The sequence below is a fragment of the Lactobacillus sp. ESL0680 genome (assembly GCF_029392855.1).
Lineage (GTDB): Bacteria > Bacillota > Bacilli > Lactobacillales > Lactobacillaceae > Lactobacillus.
This window is the reverse complement of sequence record NZ_CP113945.1, coordinates 1,247,233-1,265,090: the sequence shown is the minus strand read 5'-3', so window position 1 is coordinate 1,265,090 and position 17,858 is coordinate 1,247,233. Positions and strand designations below refer to the sequence as shown.

Sequence of the window (17,858 nt, the reverse complement as noted above, 5' to 3'; positions counted from 1 at the left end):
CTGATGAATTCAAAAAAAGTTGATCGAATTGCGACAGGTGTAATTTACTTGTTGGTTGCAATCGTCATTTTGATATTAGTTGGTATTTTAGGCAATATTTTAATTGCAGGTGTACCGCATTTGTCGTGGCACTTTTTAACATCAACTTCCTCGTCATTTGAAGCTGGCGGCGGTATTCGTGACCAATTATTTAATTCACTTTACTTGCTAGTGTTGACATTGTTAATTTCACTGCCAATTGCATTAGGAGCAGCTATTTACTTAGCAGAATATGCACAGGATACATGGGTAACACGCCTCATTAGAACAACGATTGAAATTTTGAGCTCACTGCCTTCAATTGTTGTCGGGCTGTTTGGTTACCTCTTGTTTGTAGTTCAGTTTGGCTTAGGCTTTTCAATTATTGCTGGTGCCTTGGCGCTAACCTTTTTCAATTTACCGATTTTGACGAGTAATATTGAACAGGCGATTGAAGGCGTTCCGCAAACGCAGCGTGAAGCAGGTTGGGCACTGGGATTGTCAAATTGGAAAACAATTCGCGGGATTGTTTTACCAGCAGCATTACCGGGAATTATTACAGGAGTTATTTTAAGTGCTGGGCGAGTTTTTGGAGAAGCTGCCGCACTAATCTATACTGCTGGGCAAAGTGGTTCAACAGTCGATTATTCTAATTGGAATATGTTCAGTCCGACTAGCTTTTTGAATGTGATGCGGCCAGCAGAAACCTTGGCAGTGCATATTTGGAAGGTAAACACTGAAGGAATTATTCCTGATGTAAATCTCGTTTCAGCAGCAACGTCGGCTTTGCTCGTAATTGTGGTAATTATCTTTAATTTTGGCGCCCGCTTTTTGGGTAATTGGCTCTACAAGCGTTTAACTGCTGCTAAAGTAAAATAAGGAATTTATATGGAAAATTGGCAAACGCAAAAAAAATATATTAAAACTTTTAATAATGACGAGTGTGCCCTCTATACGCATAATTTAAGTGTCTTTTATGGCGGTACAGTGCAAAAACTGTTTGATGTTAGTCTAGGCTTTAAAAAGAACACCATTACAGCTTTGATTGGTGCTTCAGGCTCAGGCAAATCGACTTTTTTGCGGTCGTTAAACAGGTTGAATGACCGTGTTGCTAGAGTTGACGGCAATATTATGTTCCACGAACTTGACATTAATCAGAAGAAAATTAACGTTTACGAATTGCGCAAGGCAATTGGCATGGTCTTTCAGAAGCCTAATCCCTTTCCGAAGTCAATTAAGGAAAATATCACTTATGCGTTAAAGGCAAATGGTGAACAAGACAAGGCAAAACTAAATCAACTTGTTGAGGAAAGTTTGCGGGCCGCTGCCTTGTGGGATGAGGTCAAGGATAAGCTGGATAAAAGTGCCTTAGCATTATCGGGCGGACAGCAGCAGCGTTTATGTATTGCCCGTGCAATTGCCCTAAAGCCAGAAGTGTTACTTCTGGACGAACCGGCTAGTGCGCTTGATCCTGTATCAACGGCAAAACTTGAGGATACGCTCAAACAATTACGCAGTAAGTACACAATGATTATGGTGACGCATAATATGCAGCAAGCTTCGCGGATTAGCGACTATACCGCATTTTTCCATTTAGGCCATGCGCTTGAATATGATACAACAACCAATATTTTTACTAATCCGCAAGGAAAAATTACTGAAAAGTATATCCAAGGCAGTTTTGGCTAAAGGAGCATAACGATGAAGAATATCATGGAAGTCAAAAATGTCAGATTAAATTATGGTGATTTTGAAGCTTTGCATGGCATTAGCCTGGCATTTCCAGAGAAAAAATTGACGGCCTTAATCGGACCTTCAGGGTGTGGAAAGTCAACGTTATTGCGTTGTCTTAACCGGATGAATGATGATATTGATAATATCAAAATTACGGGTGATATTTTGCTGGACGGGCAGGATATTTATCGGCCGCACCTTGACTTAGTTGAATTACGCAAAAATATTGGAATGGTTTTTCAACAACCGACACCGTTCCCGTTTTCTGTTTTTGATAATGTAGCTTATGGCTTGAAAGTTGCTGGTGTTAAGGATAAGGAATTAATTCAGCAGCGAGTTGAAGAAAGCCTGAAGCAGGCCGCGATTTGGGAGGAAACCAAGGATAGTCTGGATCGCAATGCGCAGGATTTTTCAGGTGGACAGCAGCAGCGAATTTGTATTGCTCGGGCACTAGCAGTAAGACCAGCTGTGGTGCTGCTGGATGAGCCAACTTCTGCTCTAGACCCGATTTCTAGTTCTGAAATTGAAGAAACGCTAATGGGTCTTAAGACCAAGTATACGTTCATTATGGTAACGCATAATCTGCAGCAGGCGAGCCGAGTTTCGGATCAAGTTGCGTTTTTGATGAATGGTGATTTAATTGAGTCAGGTTCAACTGAAGAAATGTTCATAGCACCTAAAAAAGAAATCACAAGTAATTACCTAAACGGCCGGTTTGGCTAAAAGTGAGGAAAGCATGCACGAGATATTTTTAGACGAATTAAAGAAGCTGAATACGCAATTTATGGAAATGGGCGTTCTAGTTAACGATCAAATTGACCAAGGAACACGTTCGTTTGTTGCGCATGATAAAAAAACAGCTCAAAAAATGATTGAAGAAGCTGATGTTGTACCAAAAGAAGCCATTAGAATTGAAAAAAAGGCGTTAGATTTAATGGCACTTCAGCAACCAGTTGCGACTGACTTTCGGGTGGTAATCAGTATCTTAAAGGCAGCTACTGACTTGGAACGAATTGGCGAAAATGCGATCAGTTTGGCAGTTGAAACTGTCAGAGTGAAGGGCAATCCGCGAATTCCAGAAGTTGAAGAAATCATTTCGCAAATGACTCACGAAGTCCGCAAAATGCTAATCGAAGTCTTAACAGCTTATGTTCAAGAAGATGAAAAGACGGCACGTTCAATGGTTGATCGCCGTGAAGCCGTAACTGCTAATTACCAAAATGCGCGTAAGGATATTATTGATGGAATTGAAAAAGAACCTAATGCGGCAGTTGCTTCTGCCAGTTATTTTGTGATTATTAGACTGCTCAAACGAATTAGTGACCACATTGTTAACTTAGCCAGCTGGGTTATTTATAAAATTTCTGGTGAATTATTTGAATTAGCTGACCCAAAAGCAGAATAAATGCTTGCGTAAATTAAATAGGCCTGCTATACTTGTTAAAGTAAATTCTACCTAAGACTCGGGTGGCATAACGCCTTAATTTCCCGCCGAGGCCAGAAGATAATGAAGATTTTCAAAACTCCATGTCTTTGTGGCATGGGGTTTTCGGCCTTTTTTAGGATTTATTAATGATTTTATGGAGGTGAATTAGATTGAGTAAAGCTGCTATTGCTGCAAAGGAAAAGCTTGTTGATGCTTTTGCTGAAGAACTTAAAGCTGCAAAGGCTATCTTAATTATTGACTACCTTGGTTTAACTGTTGAAGAAGTTACTGCTATGCGTAAGGAACTTCGTGAAAACGATGTTAAGATGAAGGTTATCAAGAACACTTATTTAAGGCGTGCCGCTGTTAAGGCTGGTATTGAAGGACTTGACGACACTTTTGTTGGCCCTACTGCTGTTGTTTACACTGACAACGCTGATGACATTACTGAACCTGCACGCATTGTTTCTAAATACGAAGATAACTTTGAAGTTTTGGACATCAAGGGTGGTATGCTTGAAGGTAAATTGACTTCTAAAGAAGAAATCAAGGAACTTGCTGCTATTCCTGGCCGCGAAGGCTTACTGTCAATGCTTGTATCTGTATTGCAAGCTCCAGTTCGCGACTTCGCATGTGTTGTTAAAGCTGTTGCTGATTCAAAAGACGAAGCTGCAGAATAATAAAGATTGTAAATATATCTAATACTAATTTTTCGGAGGATACTTAAATATGGCTTTAGATACTGAAAAGATTATTGAAGACTTAAAAGGTGCTTCAATTCTTGAATTAAATGACCTTGTAAAGGCTATTGAAGATGAATTTGATGTTACTGCTGCTGCTCCAGTTGCTGCTGCAGGTGCTGGTGCCGAAGCTGCTGCTAAGTCAAGTTACGATGTTGAATTGACTGAAGCAGGTCAAGAAAAGGTTAAAGTTATTAAGGTTGTTCGTGACATTACTGGTCTTGGCCTTAAGGACTCAAAGGACATGGTTGATGGCGCACCTAAGAACGTTAAGGAAGGCGTTTCTGAAGATGAAGCTAACGACATTAAGTCTAAGCTTGAAGAAGTTGGAGCTACTGTAACCCTTAAATAGTTACAGTCCAACTGGACAAAGCTAATAAAAAAACGCGTATCTGCAATTTGCGGATGCGCGTTTTTTGTTTTATTGATTTGCCGTTCAAATATGTTAGAGCTGTACAATTTATCTTAGTAACAGAGATTAAGCAAAAATTCTAAATATGTGACACTAGCAGTAATTTATTTTGTTATAATTATTGCGATGTAGAAAAGTTAAAAGACGGTTTACTACCTGTGAGTGAAAGGACTGGTGCCTATGAGCATGAGTGGATTCATACTCCAATCTACTGAAAGAAGGGAGGACAGGTAGGTGCAAATCATTTTGGCACTGATGTTAATTTTCGCTATTAGTTTAGTCGGATTGGCATTTAAGCTGGCTAAAATGAAGCAGTACCAGCTGCTGGCAGCAGTGATAATAAATCTACTGCCATTAGTAGTTGAACTGCTAAGAAGTTTACTCAAGTAATTTTGGGTAAACAAAAAACCGTCTACCTCTGCTTGGAATGACGGTTTTGTCAAAAACAACATTTCAGGTAGTAAACCACTTTTAGTGGAATCTACGTCAGGGAGTTGTGTAACTAGCGCAACCCCTTTTTATTTACAATGAAATTATATCATCTATAAAAGCAATATTCAAAATAATTTGAATTAGTAATATAACTAGTTCCCAATCTTTTCTAAAAAATTTATTGAACCCAAATTTACAAAAGCGTAAATTATAATAGTATAGTAATTTATTTGGAAGGGTACAGAAAAATTATGAATAAAAAAATCATTGCTACAATGATTACTGTTCTTGCATTAATGGGCTGCAAGTCGACTACAACGGTTAAAGCCGCAACCACTACGCCAGCTGACAAGCAAAACACTGTTCAAGAGGCTAATAAAACTGATACTGCCAAGCAGGATGATAATACGAAGCAAAATAGTGCTGCAAGTGATTCCGAGACCACGACAACTGCTAAGCCTAAACCACAAAAGCAGGGCTGGGTTGTAAATGGCAAAAAGACCTATTACTATAAATCCGGACAAAAAATTAAAGGTGCAACAACAATAGGAAAATCGCATTATCTATTTGATAAAAATGGATCCATGCTTACAGGCGTGAGAAAGACGCCGCATCATGCAACCTATAGCTATTACGGGACAAATGGGCAACGTCGTGAAGTTTCAACTTCGACCAAAAGAGCATATTATTGGATTGAAAATGGCAAAATTACTGGGGTTAAAAATAATGCCAAAGTAATCAGTCAGAGGCCTGAACTGCCGACGGGCTGTGAAATGACTGCTGTGACAATGATGTTAAACTTTGCTGGTGTAAAAGTTTCTAAATTTACAGTTGCCAAGAAAACGCCACGCAGCAGTAATCCGGATAAGGGCTTTATTGGTTCACCTTATAAGGAATATCCAGGTGGCTATTGGGTAACGCCAAATGGAATTAAAGGTGTGGTTAAGCATTATTTAGGTAAAGCTAAAGTAATGACTGGCAGTAGTCTAGCGGCAGTTAAAAATAAATTGCTGCATTCACATTTAGTGGTTGCTTGGGTTAAGGATGTCGATGGTTTTTCTAATCATGCGTTAGCTTTGACAGGTTATCATGATGGCCAAATTTTTTACAACGACCCTTGGACTGGCAAAAAAGCTGCAATGAGTGAGAATGAATTTATTAATCACTGGCGAGGTGATGGTTTAAGGGCTTTGAGCTATTAGAATAATTCCAAATCTAATTTACACATCTAATTGCTAATGATATTATATTGCTAGTTAGTTTAATTTGTATTTTGGAAGGAAAAAAGATGAAATATAGGAAACAATTATTTGCTGGCGCTGCAGCAGTAATGCTATTAGGTGGTTTAACATCAGGAACAATTGTTGAAGCTGATAGTGTTAGTTCAACTACTGCGGCAAGTAATTCAAGTCAGATGGCTGCTAATAATACAACTACTTCGCCTGCAGATACTAGTAAGCCGGAAAATAATACTGCAAAAACAACAACTACATTTAGTGGTTTAAGTACTAAATATAAGTGGACGGCCGGGGATAAGATTGAGGATCAAGTTTCTTTAAACAGTCAGGAAATTCGGCCGGTATACTTACAAAAATGGAATGGCAAGAAGTATGTTGATGAAAAGAAATATACTACTAGTGCGGATGGGACATTTACGGTAACTTATCCTGCAGCTTGGTATCATAGCCTGCATACCACTTGGCGTTTGTATGCTCCTGAAACCAATGATGCAACTTCGGCTGAAAGTGCCAAAATTGAGATCTCAACTGTGCGCCGTTACCAAATTCCTAAGCAATATCGGCAGTTACACATGAAGAGTTTGCATTTAAAGGGTTACTACACTAGTCCACTTGACAAGAGTTTGAATTATGCTTCAACTAGAAGCGACTACGTTAAGGCTTTTATCAAGCGCGGCTATCAATATAAAAATGCGGGTACTGCTTGGATTGACTTTACTTCTAAGACGCCGGGAACTTCGGTTGACTGTTCAGGGCTGATTATGCAATGTATGTACGCTACTGGAATTGATCCATCGCCGGCCAATCCAAGATGGCATTCAACCCATGAATGGGGCTGTCGTTCGTTTGTTCAAAGCAGCACTTTACAGACGGTCAGCTTGAACCATTTAAAACGTGGTGACATTATTTTCTATGGTCGGCCAAAACCAGATGTTTATCATGTTGGTATTTACTTAGGTAATAACAAGGCCTTGCACTCATGGCCTAATTGGGGAGTAACAGTAACTGCTGCTAACTTCCAACAATATTATTATGCTAAACGAATTTTCCCAGTGACTAATTCTAAGACAGTTCACGAAAGAAATTAATCATAAAAACGCACTTCAACAGAAGTGCGTTTTTGTTTCTAAATAATTCTTCTAACAATACCATCAGGGTAATGGACTATTTTCGATTTGGCAGAGCGAGAATTCCAAAATGTGTCATGTAGACTTGAAACGTCAACGCCGCCAGTAGTTGTATATGGACTATCGTGCAAGAAAAGTCCCTTGCCTAAGTAAAGCCCAACGTGTGCTAAGTGACCATCAGATTTATCGTCAAAGAAAATCAAGTCGCCACGCTTTTTATGTTGGTAGCTAACGCCGCGGCCATTTTTACATTGGCTGAATGTTGTTGAACCTAAATGGTGGCCAATACTTGAGTAGAGGTAATTCATAAAGCTGGAACAATCATAGTGGCGCGTGGTTTCATTATAAACAGAATGACCAATCATTTTTTCGCCTTTGGAAATGGCACGTTCTAACTGGCGACTATTGCCTTTCAAGGTATTTAGGTTGAACTTTAATTTTGCACCTTGAATCCAATAGTTTTGGTGATTAAAGTTGAACCGGTAATAAGTAATGTTTATGTTAGTGTGTGCAATCATATTGACGTGCACCCATTTGTTTTTAAGGCAAAGCTTATTGGTGGTGGTGATTTTGCGAGCACCGTTAGTATAAGCGGGCTTGTTATACAAGGAGCTATTAGCGTTAACCTTCATCTTATAATTTAATTTGCTTTTAGTGATTAAATATTGATTGAACGCATTTTTGTTTAACCAGCCATGTTTTGTTTTAACAAAAGTACCTTTAGCAGTTTGGGCAACTTTAGAATAGTTAATTCGTTTATTATAGTAGCCTTTAGCTGCCTTACCTTTTTGGTTCAACTTTTTACTGAAGCCATAATGAGTTTGGAAAATGACGCCAGAACCTTTTTGGTGATAAATAGTGTTATTTGGCTTTGCAGCGGCTGCATCTGTTGGGGCAGTCTGCTGGTTGTTATTTTGTGCTGCTTGACTTGGAGTATTTGGCGCTGATTCTTGAGTGGCAGCCATGACTTTAATGCTAGTGCCATAAATGCAGGCCATACTAATTAATAGAGCAGTCAAAAAATGCTTGACTTTAGTTAACATATTAGGGTCCTTTCTTAAAAATACAATACACAGTTAATATTTTATATTATAATAGAGTGCGTGAATGATTATTTTTGAAATGAATGTTAATGAATAGTTACGTGGGAGGCTGTTAAATTTGAAAACTAGGCGTTGCTTTATGGGGATTACCGCAATCTTTTGCTTATTAATTAGTGCGGTTATTCCCGTTAAAGCTACTAGTACAGGAATAACTGATGAAAGTGCGATGCCGCTGCATCAAAAGAAAAAGCAGGTGTACAGTCATCATCAAGCAAAAACTGTTGGTCAGAGTGATGGCCAAATAATTGCTAAGAAGCCGAAGACTAAGGCGAGGGCATACATTGTACTTAATCGCAAAACCGGTGCGATTTTATTGCAAAAGAATGCTAATAAAAAATATTTGACCGCATCAACCGGAAAATTGATGACGATTTATCTAGCTAGACGTAAGTTGGCTAATCACCCGCATGATTGGCAAAAAAGGCTTAAATTTTCTAAGTCGTTGATTAAAATGGGGACCAATCCAAACTTCGATGGTTTTCATGCGAAAAAAGGCTACACCTATACTGTTAAGCAGATATTTGAATCGGCGATTATTGATTCTGATGATAATTCGGCAATTCGCTTAGGCCAATGGGTTGCTGGCTCAAACCGCAAATTTATTAAAATGATGAACAAGCAGGCTAAGCTGTGGCATATTAAGGCCCAATTTACATCAGCTTCGGGACTGGAAAATGATGATTTGGCGCGCTATGGCTACTATGTTAATGGCGGCCGGACTTCGGGGAATTTATTATCGGCTAAGAGTTTAGCAGTTATTGCTTATCACGTGGCTCATGACTATCCGAGTTCGATGAAGTATTTTGCGACTGAGTCTATGAAGGTTGCGGGGCAGAGAATGGTTAACCAAAATCGGATGCTTCCGGGTAAAAAATACTATCACAAATCATTTAAGGTTGATGGTATGAAGACAGGTTGGACGCCGCGAGCAGGTTATTGTTTTGTTGGCAGTAGCCGCAAGGGTGCTGGCTTGATTACAGTTACACTGCATGACAATAACGAGTTTTCTGATACAGCTAAGTTGATGCGTTTTACTTATCAGAATTTAAATAATTAGGGAAGAAGAATGATGATTAAAAAAGTTCGATTATTAGTTATTGGTTTTGTAGTTTGCGGAATTGCCTTATCAAGCAGTTCGTTACCAGTCAATGCCAGTGATGAAGTACCACAGACAGACATGCGCGAACCAATTAGTTATACCAAGTCATCTGAGATTAAGCCATACCCCAAGCATTTAAGTGCTAAAAAAGACCGCATTATTGTTTCGATTAAAAAGCAGCGGGCATATTTAAAGCGGGGGAAAAAGACGCGTTATGAATTTTATGTTTCAACTGGTGCGCACAATCAAACGCCGCGGGGACATTACCGAATAAATACTTATCGCGCACCGTGGTTTTATTCAGACAGTGAACGAATGGGTGCCAGATATGCGGTAGGCTTTTTGCAAGGCGGATTATACTTGTTCCATGAAAACTCGCGCACTCTACAGCACAAAACGATTAAGTCAGTTGCTAAAAAATTGGGTAAAAAGCCAACCTCTCATGGCTGTGTCCATTTGAGCACTAGCGATGCACGGTGGTTTTATCATCATGCACCAACGGGGATGCGCGTGATTATTAAGTAAAGATTAGTGGATTTAGGAAAAGATGGTAAAAAATGAAAATTAATTATCATAAAATAATGATGACAACTGTTGCTCTAGGCTGCGCATGGGGCGGTTTGGCACTGAGCAATGATGTTGCAAGTGCTGAGACAATCACGGCGCAAACAACATTACATGTTCCGGCTTTAACCAAAACAGCTCTTCTCAAACAAAAGGCCCGTATTTTCAATAAAAAGGGCCATCGTGTTGGTAAAATAATCCTGAAAAAGGGTAAAAAAATCACAATTTACGGCACGAAAAAAATCCGTGGCAAGAAGTATTATGCAATTGGCCATGGTAGATATGTCTTGACGAGCAAGGTAAAGTTGTTAAAAGCTGAAAATTCACCTGCGACTAATTCCAAGCCCAATAATTCAACTAATATAGCAACGCCTAAACCCGTTGTGGATAAGCCAACTAATGCCAATACTGCAAAGCCTGAGCCAACTAAACCGGTAGAGAAGCCGAAACAGTCAACGATTAAAGATTTTTCAATTAATGAGTTTCGCCAAGAATTTTTGCAAGACCTTAATGAAGAACGTGCAAAGCGGAATTTGGCGCCAGTAACCGAAGATACCCACTATGATGAAGTTGTTGAAAAACGAGCTGCCTTATTGCCAAGTAATTTTGACCATGTAGACGCAGCTGGTAACTTTATTTTGGAAGATTATTTTAATAAGGCTGGCATTTCATATCATAGTATCGCTGAATGTATTGCAATGGATCCGTGGGGCTGGATTACTAATCATGCCAATAAGGAATTGGAGCCTGCACCAAATGGCGGCACATCAGCTGATGTTGCTGATAATGCCATCTTTGAATACATCTATGATGATGCGGCTTCTAATTGGGGTCACCGCGATATTTTGCTTAACCCAAATGACAAGACAATTGGTGTTGGGGCTGCAACCACGACTGATGGGTATGTTTATTCATCTGTTGGGGTCACATATTAAGCCAAAAATAAAAGCACTTCATTACGAAGTGTTTTTATTTATTCTTGATAATTAAAATATTGGTAATGCTTGTTTTCAAGGGCTTTAGCGAGTTCTGGTGTGCGGTATGCATGATGGTCGACCCAAATTTTGGCGCCACTGGCATTGGTTAGAATTTCGTTACCGTCAAGTGTGGTCATATTATAGTAAAGACCGTTACCCATCCCCTGATTCCAGCCGCGGATGTTAAGCCAAGTTAGACCATTAACAGTAGTACTGCCATTGGCGTATGCCCAATGGCCTGTCTTTTGTAAGTAGGTCTTGTCGCTTAGATATTGCTCGTGCTTAACATAAGTGTGTAATGTATTGTAGCCGACCTTTTTCTTGCCAACGTAGAATTTAGCGGTCTTTTTGGTGAAAACTTCCTTATCGAGCTTTCCCGTGTAGGTATCATAGTAATACCACGTGCCGCGCATACTTTTAGGATAAGATTTGACTTTAACGCTAGCTGCAGCGGGTTGTGGGGCAACTATTGCGATTGTCCCAATCGTAATTAAGGCAGTCGCAATTAGTAAAGTGTGCTTAAATTTCATTTGTAATCTCCTGTACTTATTTTACCTTATTATAAGCTCATATTTTGTTACCGAAAAGAGACAAAATGGTAAAATCCTCGTTTATTAGCTTTGTTAAACTTGAATAACAGGGGTAAAAATATTACTGTTATATGAGTATGCCTTTGGCAGTAAAGTTTTAAAAAGATCAGATTGGAATATTAATATTAACTGTGAAGAAGAAAAGTATTTTTAAAATTGGAATAGTTGAATTGGCGTTACTGTTTGGGATCAGCACTATTGGGATGCCGAATATCTGTCAGCCTGAACAAGTAGCAGCAGCGACTTCAGGAAAGAAGTCGCTGCGTAAATTTGTCCGCCACACAATGGCGCAAAATCATGTGCGCGGCTCAATTGTGGTAATTAAAAATGGCGTGCCGCAAAAGATTAGTTATGGTTACGCCTCGAACAGTCGCAAAATCGGGAATGGTAACCGCAAAGTTGTTTATCCAACTGGCTCACTGCAAAAGATAGTTACGGGTGCAATGATTGTACAGATTATGGCCGAGGAAAGGGAAACTAATCAGGAGTTTAACCAAAATACGAAAATTGACCGGTGGTTCCCTGACCTAAAGAATGCTAAGAAAATCTCGGTTGGCAATTTGTTAACCCATACATCGGGCATTAAACCAACGAATACTGAGGTTTGGCGCAAGCATAAGTATTCTGAAAGTGCCGCAATTAAGATGACAGTTGCCAATGCTAATAAATTTTCATTCGCCAAAGTTGGTGATTATAATTACAATAATGCAAATTATATTTTGCTGGCGGGGATTATCCGCCAAGAAACGGGGCAATCTTACCAGGCCAATTTACATAAGCGAATTGTTAAGCCTTTGAGCTTGAAGAGTACATTTACGGCTGCGGCTTTACCTAAGTCTAAGTTGATAGCAAGCTCATATTACTCAAATGGTGGTGCTAATTACTGTAATACCGTGAATTTGACACAGGCATTTGCCTCACAATTATTAGGTGCTGGCAATCTATTGACAACGCCAATGGAATATTATCAAATCCAGTGCGGCTTGACTGATGGGACAATTTTGACGCAGAAGCAGTTTCAATATTTAACCAATTTGGAAAGTAAAGTTACGGCTTATTCCGGTGGTCTTCATATAAAAAAGTCCGGCAAGTTAAAGATTGCTTATGGTAATTTGCATGGCACTCACTTTGGTATGTGGGCACAATTAACTGCTGATAATCAAAATGGGATTATCATGTTTTTGAACCAAACTAATGATCGTGCAGCTAAAGAGAAGAAAGTCGGCTACCGCATTTTGCAGCATATTAAGCCAGGGACCTTTTTGCCAGAGTAATCTTTTAGCTACTGGCAGGGATTTTAAGAGTAAAATTGTTAGTGAAAGATTAATTTTAGAAATGAGCGAGTAATGGCTAACGAAAAAAATCAAATGTATTTTGCGGCAAATCCAACCGCCAAGCATGATGAACATGTGGTTGATTATCACGTCAACGGCGTGGATTTGAAGTTCAACACTGATGCCGGTGTTTTTTCAAAAATGCGGGTTGACTATGGTTCCGGCGTGTTAATTAAGGCAATGGCTGATGTGAGTTTTCCAGCAGCTAATATTTTGGATGTTGGTGCTGGTTACGGCCCGCTAGGCTTATTTGCGGCGAAATTCTGGCCCGAGCAATCTGTTGATCTGGTTGATGTCAACGAACGGGGTTTAGAATTAGCCCGTAAAAATGCCCAATTAAACCAAATTACTAATGTTGCGATTTACCAATCTGATATTTACCAGAATGTTCCTGCAGAAAAGAAGTTTGGTCTAATTGTAACTAACCCACCAATTCGTGCTGGTAAAAAGGTAGTTTCTGGTATTTTAGCCGGTGCAAAGGATCACTTGGTAATCGGTGGCGTCTTGCTGGTTGTTATTCAGAAGAAGCAGGGTGAACCAAGTGCCCGCAAGTTGCTGACAGAAACTTTTGGTAATTGCAGCGTCTTAATGCGGGACAAGGGTTACTATATTTTACAGGCAGTGAACAATTAATGATGTTTTCTAGTGAAGATAAGAAAAAATACATGCAGCTAGCCTTTGACCAAGCTAAAAAAGCCCAAGACTTAGGTGAGGTGCCAATTGGTGCTGTTGTAGTTGATACTGATGGGCAAGTAATTGGCACAGGCTACAATCGGCGTGAACTTGACCAAGATGGTACGCAGCATGCCGAGATGATGGCGATTAGACAAGCCTGCCAAGAGCTTGGCAGCTGGCGGCTGATTGACTGCAGTTTGTTTGTGACTTTGGAGCCATGTTCAATGTGTGCCGGTGCGATTATTAATTCGCGCATTAAGAATGTCTTTTATGGCGCACTTGACCCCAAGGCTGGTGCAGCTGGCAGTGTTGTTGACCTGTTTGCTGTCACGAAGTTTAATCATCATCCGAATGTTGTGCGCGGCTTGTATCGTGAAGAGGCAAGTAAGATACTGAAGGACTTTTTTCAAGAAATTCGCCGCCAGCAAAAATTAGCGAAAAATTCAGCAAAGTAGTGGAAAAGTCACGCTAAATACGGTATCATATTTATTGGGCAATGTTTGACCTCTGAAGCGTGTCAGGACCGGAAGGTAGCAGCACTAAGGTTGCTCAGGCATGTGCCTTTTATTAGATATCAATAAACTCTTAACTCTGCAAAAGAGTTAAGAGTTTTTTACTAGAGAAAGATGAACATGGCTTATCAAGCGTTATACCGCAAATGGCGGCCCCGCACTTTTGACAGTGTTGTCGGTCAAGAAGATATTACGAATACTCTAAAAAATGCGATTAAGCGCGGTACGGTTTCGCACGCTTTTCTGTTTTCTGGTCCTCGGGGGACTGGAAAAACTTCGTGTGCCAAGATTTTTGCTAAGGCCCTGAATTGTATTAATCTGCAAGATGGCGAGCCCTGCAACGAATGCGCTAATTGTTTGGCTGCCGACAAGGGTGCAATGTCCGATATTATGGAAATTGATGCCGCCTCTAATAATGGTGTTGATGAGATTCGCGAGATTCGCGATAAGGTCAAATACGCGCCGACACAGGGTAAGTACAAGGTTTACATTATTGACGAAGTTCACATGTTGTCGATTGGGGCCTTCAACGCTCTGCTCAAGACACTGGAAGAACCGCCGGAGCATGTTGTCTTTATTTTAGCAACGACGGAATTGCAAAAGGTCCCGGCTACCATTATTTCCCGGACGCAGCGCTATAATTTTAAACGAATTGCGCAAACTGATCTTGAAGAGCGGATGAAGTATATTCTGGACCAAGAGCAGATTAAGTATGAAGATAAGGCGTTAGCCGTCATTGCACAGGTTGCTGACGGTGGGATGCGGGATGCCTTGAGCATTTTGGATCAACTGCTGAGTTATGAAAAAGATGCGGTTAATTATGACGATGCCCTGCAGATTACCGGTTTTGCGGCTAAAGAAAAAATTGAAGAAATTTTGCTGGCGCTGTTAGAAAAAGATACAGCCAAAGCCCTGACTTTAGCTCAAGCAGAGTTAAAAAATGGTGCTACTTCAAAAAATATTCTGGATGAATTGATTGATATGGCGACTAATGCTTTGATGGTAGTTAAGGCAGAGGGGCAAAATGAGAGTAATTTCTTGAGTGCCGATTTTATACAAAAGATTGGGTCTGTCCCAACGCAGCGCTATTTTCAGTTAATTACGGCAGCCAATACGGCATTGAATGATTTGCGTTATACCAATCAGCAGCAAATTCCGCTAGAGGTGTTTTTGGTTGCAAGTACTAACGGTGAGCAAGAGGCTGAGGCTAGTGCGCCGGCTGCTAGTGTACCTGCACTGGCTGATGATAAAAGCGTTGATTTGCAAGCTGAAATTACGGCTTTAAAAAAGCAAGTAGTGGATTTAACTGAAAAATTTTCGAACTTATCTAAGCAGCCAAGCAAGACTAATCGCGATCAGGTTTACCATATTGATTCTGCTGCTAAAAGTAAATCGCAGGCAAGCCATACCGTAACTGAAAAGCCAAAGAAAAAACGTGTACATAACACTGACCATGCTAATGAGCAGAATCGTAAGCAAGTCTATCATGTGTTAGAAAACGCAACTAAAAAAGACTTGCTGGCGCTTAAAGATATTTGGCCGGATTTGCAGTCAGTTCTGTCAGTTTCACAGCGAGCTTTGCTTGATGTCCTGCAGCCGGTAGCAGCTAGTTCCGACCAAGTAGTAATGAAGTGTAAGTATACTTTGTGGTTTGAAAATGCTAGTGCAGATGACAACTTTTTGACTAAGTTAACTAGTGAGATTGCCAAGTTTACGCAGCATGACTATGAGATCGTCTTGGTGCCAGATGAAGACTGGCTCAAGGTGCGCAAAGACTTTTTGCAAACGCATGGCAAAGACCTGCTAGCGAAGAAAAAAGAGCATACAGGTCAAGAACCGGCAAGTGATCCAGCTGCTTCTGACACGCAAACTGCAAGTGATGAAGTTATTCAAAAAGCCAAAGACTTATTTGGTGATGTGGTTAATATCAAAGATTAAATAAAGGAGAGCAAAATGAGTAAGAGACCTAATTTTGGTGCAATGGGCGGCATGGGTGGAATGAACATGCAGCAAATGATGAAGCAAGCTAAAAAGATGCAGGAACAAATGATGCAGGAGCAGCAAACAATTACAGCTCAAGAATTTGTGGGCAAGTCTGCTGACGACTTAGTTGTTGCTACTTTTAGCGGTGACCGTAAGTTAAAAGAGATTACGATTAACAAGGAAGCAATCGATCCTGATGATCCAGATATGCTGCAGGATTTAATCATTGATGCTGTTAACAAAGGCTTATCAGAAATTGACCAAGCCACCCAAGCGAGTTTAGGTAAGTACACGAAGGGTATGATTTAATTGCAATATCCAACACCGATTGCGCATTTGATTGATTCATATATGAAATTACCGGGCATTGGTGAAAAAACAGCCACTCGGCTGGCTTTTTATACACTAGATATGCCAGACGATGATGTTAATGACTTTGGTACAGCTCTTAAAGATGTCAAAGAAAAATTGCGGCGCTGCTCAATCTGCGGCAATATTACTGAGCAAGATCCATGCTTAATTTGTGCTAATCCTGAGCGCGACCAGACGACGATTATGGTTGTCGAGCAGCCTAAAGATGTGATGGCCTTTGAAGAAATGGGCGAATATACCGGTTTGTATCATGTTCTGCATGGCGTATTATCGCCAATGGATGGGATTGGTCCCGAGGAAGTTAACATTAAGTCGTTAATTGTCCGCCTGCAAAAGCAGGATAGTGTTAAAGAAGTGATTTTGGCGTTAAACTCTACTCCAGAAGGTGAATCTACGGCAATGTATATTAGCAAGTTGATTAAGCCGGCTGGGATCAAAGTAACGCGGCTAGCAGCGGGATTGGCAGTCGGCAGCGACATTGAGTATGCCAATTCAATTACGCTGAAGCGCGCAGTTCAAGGGAGAACATCAATCTAATGGCACGAACTAAGGTTAAAGAAATGGGCGACGATAAACTAGTTGCCGTGATTGAAAAGCTGCAGGATGAAATTGCTGTGCAAAAAAGTTTGGATCCGACAACGTTAGATATGTCGGACGACAATATTATTGCCAACAAAATTTTGCAGGCGAAATATTCTTTTTTGTATAATGAAGCTCGCCGTCGGCATACAAGATTTAGTGGTTACACAAATGCTATTTCTGAATAAAAAGTCTACCAAGGTAGGCTTTTTTATTTTTGCTAAAATTAAAAGTATGTTGGGGTGTTAATATAGAAAGAACTTCTGTAAAATAGAGGCATGGGAGAGTTTTATGAAAAGTTTTTTTATTAGTTTTGAAGGGCCAGATGGCTCCGGAAAAAGTACGGTTTTGGAACAAGTTGTAGCCCAAATTGCCCCTAAGCTTAGGGCACAATATCTTGTGACTCGTGAGCCAGGTGGTTCAAAAATCGCGGAACAAATTCGGCAATTTATTTTGGATCCGGCTAATATCGCTATGAGCGCGAAGACTGAGGCATTACTTTATGCGGCTTCAAGAAGTCAGCACATGGCAGAAACAATCATTCCGGCGTTAGAAAAGGGCCAGGTTGTCTTTTCCGATCGGTTTGTTGACAGTTCATTAGCTTATCAAGGTGTTGGCCGAGACTTAGGAATTGAAGCGGTTAAGGCGATCAATGATTTTGCCACTAGTGGGATTGAACCTGACGTAACTATTTTCTTGGATGTACAGCCTGAGGTAGGCCTAGCGCGGATTGCTAAGGACCATGGCGGTCAAGAAGACCGGCTTGAACAAGAAAAATTATCTTTTCACCAAAAAGTTTATCAGGGTTACCAGTGGGTTAACCAGCAATATTCCGACCGCATTGAGGTTGTTAATGCTAATCGACCTCTTAGTAAGGTAGTAGCAGATTGTGTTAAAATTGTTGTAAACCGTTTACCAAAAGAATTGCTAAAGGACTGATTTG

Annotated in this window: 22 protein-coding genes, 1 other RNA gene and 1 other annotated feature; of the genes, 21 read left to right on the top strand and 2 right to left on the bottom strand. The window is 40.3% G+C overall.

Annotation, left to right across the window (positions count from 1 at the left end):
- The first annotated feature begins 3 nt into the window (after positions 1–3).
- From pstA to OZX58_RS05985, 9 genes are all read left to right on the top strand, one after another.
- The gene (gene pstA, locus OZX58_RS06025; RefSeq protein WP_277140658.1) at positions 4–897 is read left to right on the top strand and encodes a phosphate ABC transporter permease PstA; all 894 of its coding nucleotides are present in this window, start codon (positions 4–6) and stop codon (positions 895–897) included.
- 9 nt (positions 898–906) lie between these two features.
- Complete coding sequence (pstB, locus tag OZX58_RS06020; protein ID WP_277130650.1) at positions 907–1,707, top strand: phosphate ABC transporter ATP-binding protein PstB; 801 nt, start codon at positions 907–909, stop codon at positions 1,705–1,707.
- 12 nt (positions 1,708–1,719) lie between these two features.
- The gene (gene pstB, locus OZX58_RS06015; RefSeq protein ID WP_277130651.1) at positions 1,720–2,475 is read left to right on the top strand and encodes a phosphate ABC transporter ATP-binding protein PstB; all 756 of its coding nucleotides are present in this window, start codon (positions 1,720–1,722) and stop codon (positions 2,473–2,475) included.
- A 13-nt stretch (positions 2,476–2,488) separates the two neighbouring features.
- On the top strand, positions 2,489–3,157 hold the full coding sequence (gene phoU / locus OZX58_RS06010; RefSeq protein WP_277140657.1) for a phosphate signaling complex protein PhoU: 669 nt from the start codon (positions 2,489–2,491) through the stop codon (positions 3,155–3,157).
- A gap of 32 nt (positions 3,158–3,189) precedes the next feature.
- Positions 3,190–3,314 (top strand) — a sequence feature (ribosomal protein L10 leader region).
- A gap of 34 nt (positions 3,315–3,348) precedes the next feature.
- Positions 3,349–3,858 (top strand): 50S ribosomal protein L10, encoded by a 510-nt coding sequence (gene rplJ, locus OZX58_RS06005; protein WP_277140656.1) that lies wholly within the window; start codon positions 3,349–3,351, stop codon positions 3,856–3,858.
- A gap of 49 nt (positions 3,859–3,907) precedes the next feature.
- The gene (gene rplL / locus OZX58_RS06000; RefSeq protein WP_277130654.1) at positions 3,908–4,270 is read left to right on the top strand and encodes a 50S ribosomal protein L7/L12; all 363 of its coding nucleotides are present in this window, start codon (positions 3,908–3,910) and stop codon (positions 4,268–4,270) included.
- Between the two features lie 294 nt (positions 4,271–4,564).
- Positions 4,565–4,720, top strand: a complete 156-nt coding sequence (locus tag OZX58_RS05995; protein ID WP_277140655.1) for a hypothetical protein — start codon at positions 4,565–4,567, stop codon at positions 4,718–4,720.
- 293 nt (positions 4,721–5,013) lie between these two features.
- Positions 5,014–5,964 carry a C39 family peptidase gene (locus OZX58_RS05990; protein WP_277140654.1) on the top strand — a complete coding sequence of 317 codons (951 nt, stop codon included), beginning with the start codon at positions 5,014–5,016 and terminating at the stop codon, positions 5,962–5,964.
- Between the two features lie 86 nt (positions 5,965–6,050).
- Entirely contained in the window at positions 6,051–7,088 is a 1,038-nt protein-coding gene (locus OZX58_RS05985) for an NlpC/P60 family protein (protein WP_277140653.1), read from the top strand.
- Between the two features lie 38 nt (positions 7,089–7,126).
- Here the strand turns inward: OZX58_RS05985 and OZX58_RS05980 are convergent, their stop codons facing one another.
- A complete protein-coding gene (locus OZX58_RS05980; RefSeq protein ID WP_277140652.1) occupies positions 7,127–8,170 on the bottom strand; it encodes a C40 family peptidase in 1,044 nt (347 codons plus the stop codon).
- Between the two features lie 118 nt (positions 8,171–8,288).
- Here OZX58_RS05980 and OZX58_RS05975 point away from each other — a divergent pair, with 118 nt between their 5' ends.
- From OZX58_RS05975 to OZX58_RS05965, 3 genes are read left to right on the top strand one after another with little or no spacing between them, the layout of a single operon-like run.
- Positions 8,289–9,287 carry a serine hydrolase gene (locus tag OZX58_RS05975; RefSeq protein ID WP_277140651.1) on the top strand — a complete coding sequence of 333 codons (999 nt, stop codon included), beginning with the start codon at positions 8,289–8,291 and terminating at the stop codon, positions 9,285–9,287.
- A gap of 9 nt (positions 9,288–9,296) precedes the next feature.
- Entirely contained in the window at positions 9,297–9,854 is a 558-nt protein-coding gene (locus OZX58_RS05970; RefSeq protein ID WP_277140650.1) for a L,D-transpeptidase, read from the top strand.
- A 32-nt stretch (positions 9,855–9,886) separates the two neighbouring features.
- On the top strand, positions 9,887–10,828 hold the full coding sequence (locus OZX58_RS05965) for an SLAP domain-containing protein (protein WP_277140649.1): 942 nt from the start codon (positions 9,887–9,889) through the stop codon (positions 10,826–10,828).
- Positions 10,829–10,866: 38 nt separating this feature from the next.
- Here OZX58_RS05965 and OZX58_RS05960 read toward each other — a convergent pair whose 3' ends face one another.
- On the bottom strand, positions 10,867–11,400 hold the full coding sequence (locus OZX58_RS05960) for a hypothetical protein (RefSeq protein WP_277140648.1): 534 nt from the start codon (positions 11,398–11,400) through the stop codon (positions 10,867–10,869).
- A gap of 191 nt (positions 11,401–11,591) precedes the next feature.
- Between OZX58_RS05960 and OZX58_RS05955 the strand changes: the two genes are divergently transcribed.
- The 9 genes from OZX58_RS05955 (at position 11,592) to tmk (ending at position 17,854) form a co-directional block, all read left to right on the top strand.
- Complete coding sequence (locus OZX58_RS05955; RefSeq protein ID WP_277140647.1) at positions 11,592–12,734, top strand: serine hydrolase domain-containing protein; 1,143 nt, start codon at positions 11,592–11,594, stop codon at positions 12,732–12,734.
- A gap of 72 nt (positions 12,735–12,806) precedes the next feature.
- Positions 12,807–13,427: a class I SAM-dependent methyltransferase gene (locus OZX58_RS05950; RefSeq protein WP_277140646.1), complete on the top strand. Its 621-nt coding sequence runs from the start codon at positions 12,807–12,809 to the stop codon at positions 13,425–13,427.
- A gap of 2 nt (positions 13,428–13,429) precedes the next feature.
- The gene (gene tadA / locus OZX58_RS05945; RefSeq protein ID WP_277141767.1) at positions 13,430–13,924 is read left to right on the top strand and encodes a tRNA adenosine(34) deaminase TadA; all 495 of its coding nucleotides are present in this window, start codon (positions 13,430–13,432) and stop codon (positions 13,922–13,924) included.
- Positions 13,925–13,949: 25 nt separating this feature from the next.
- An RNA gene (gene ffs / locus OZX58_RS05940) (signal recognition particle sRNA small type) lies at positions 13,950–14,049 on the top strand.
- A gap of 52 nt (positions 14,050–14,101) precedes the next feature.
- Entirely contained in the window at positions 14,102–15,919 is a 1,818-nt protein-coding gene (gene dnaX, locus OZX58_RS05935; RefSeq protein ID WP_277140645.1) for a DNA polymerase III subunit gamma/tau, read from the top strand.
- A gap of 15 nt (positions 15,920–15,934) precedes the next feature.
- Positions 15,935–16,273 (top strand): YbaB/EbfC family nucleoid-associated protein, encoded by a 339-nt coding sequence (locus OZX58_RS05930; protein ID WP_277130666.1) that lies wholly within the window; start codon positions 15,935–15,937, stop codon positions 16,271–16,273.
- Positions 16,274–16,873 (top strand): recombination mediator RecR, encoded by a 600-nt coding sequence (gene recR, locus OZX58_RS05925; RefSeq protein ID WP_277140644.1) that lies wholly within the window; start codon positions 16,274–16,276, stop codon positions 16,871–16,873.
- Positions 16,873–17,103, top strand: coding sequence for a YaaL family protein (locus OZX58_RS05920; RefSeq protein WP_277130668.1), 231 nt, complete (start codon positions 16,873–16,875; stop codon positions 17,101–17,103). The genes recR and OZX58_RS05920 overlap by 1 nt, the downstream gene beginning before the upstream one ends.
- A 103-nt stretch (positions 17,104–17,206) precedes the next feature.
- A complete protein-coding gene (gene tmk, locus OZX58_RS05915) occupies positions 17,207–17,854 on the top strand; it encodes a dTMP kinase (protein WP_277140643.1) in 648 nt (215 codons plus the stop codon).
- Positions 17,855–17,858 lie beyond the last annotated feature (4 nt).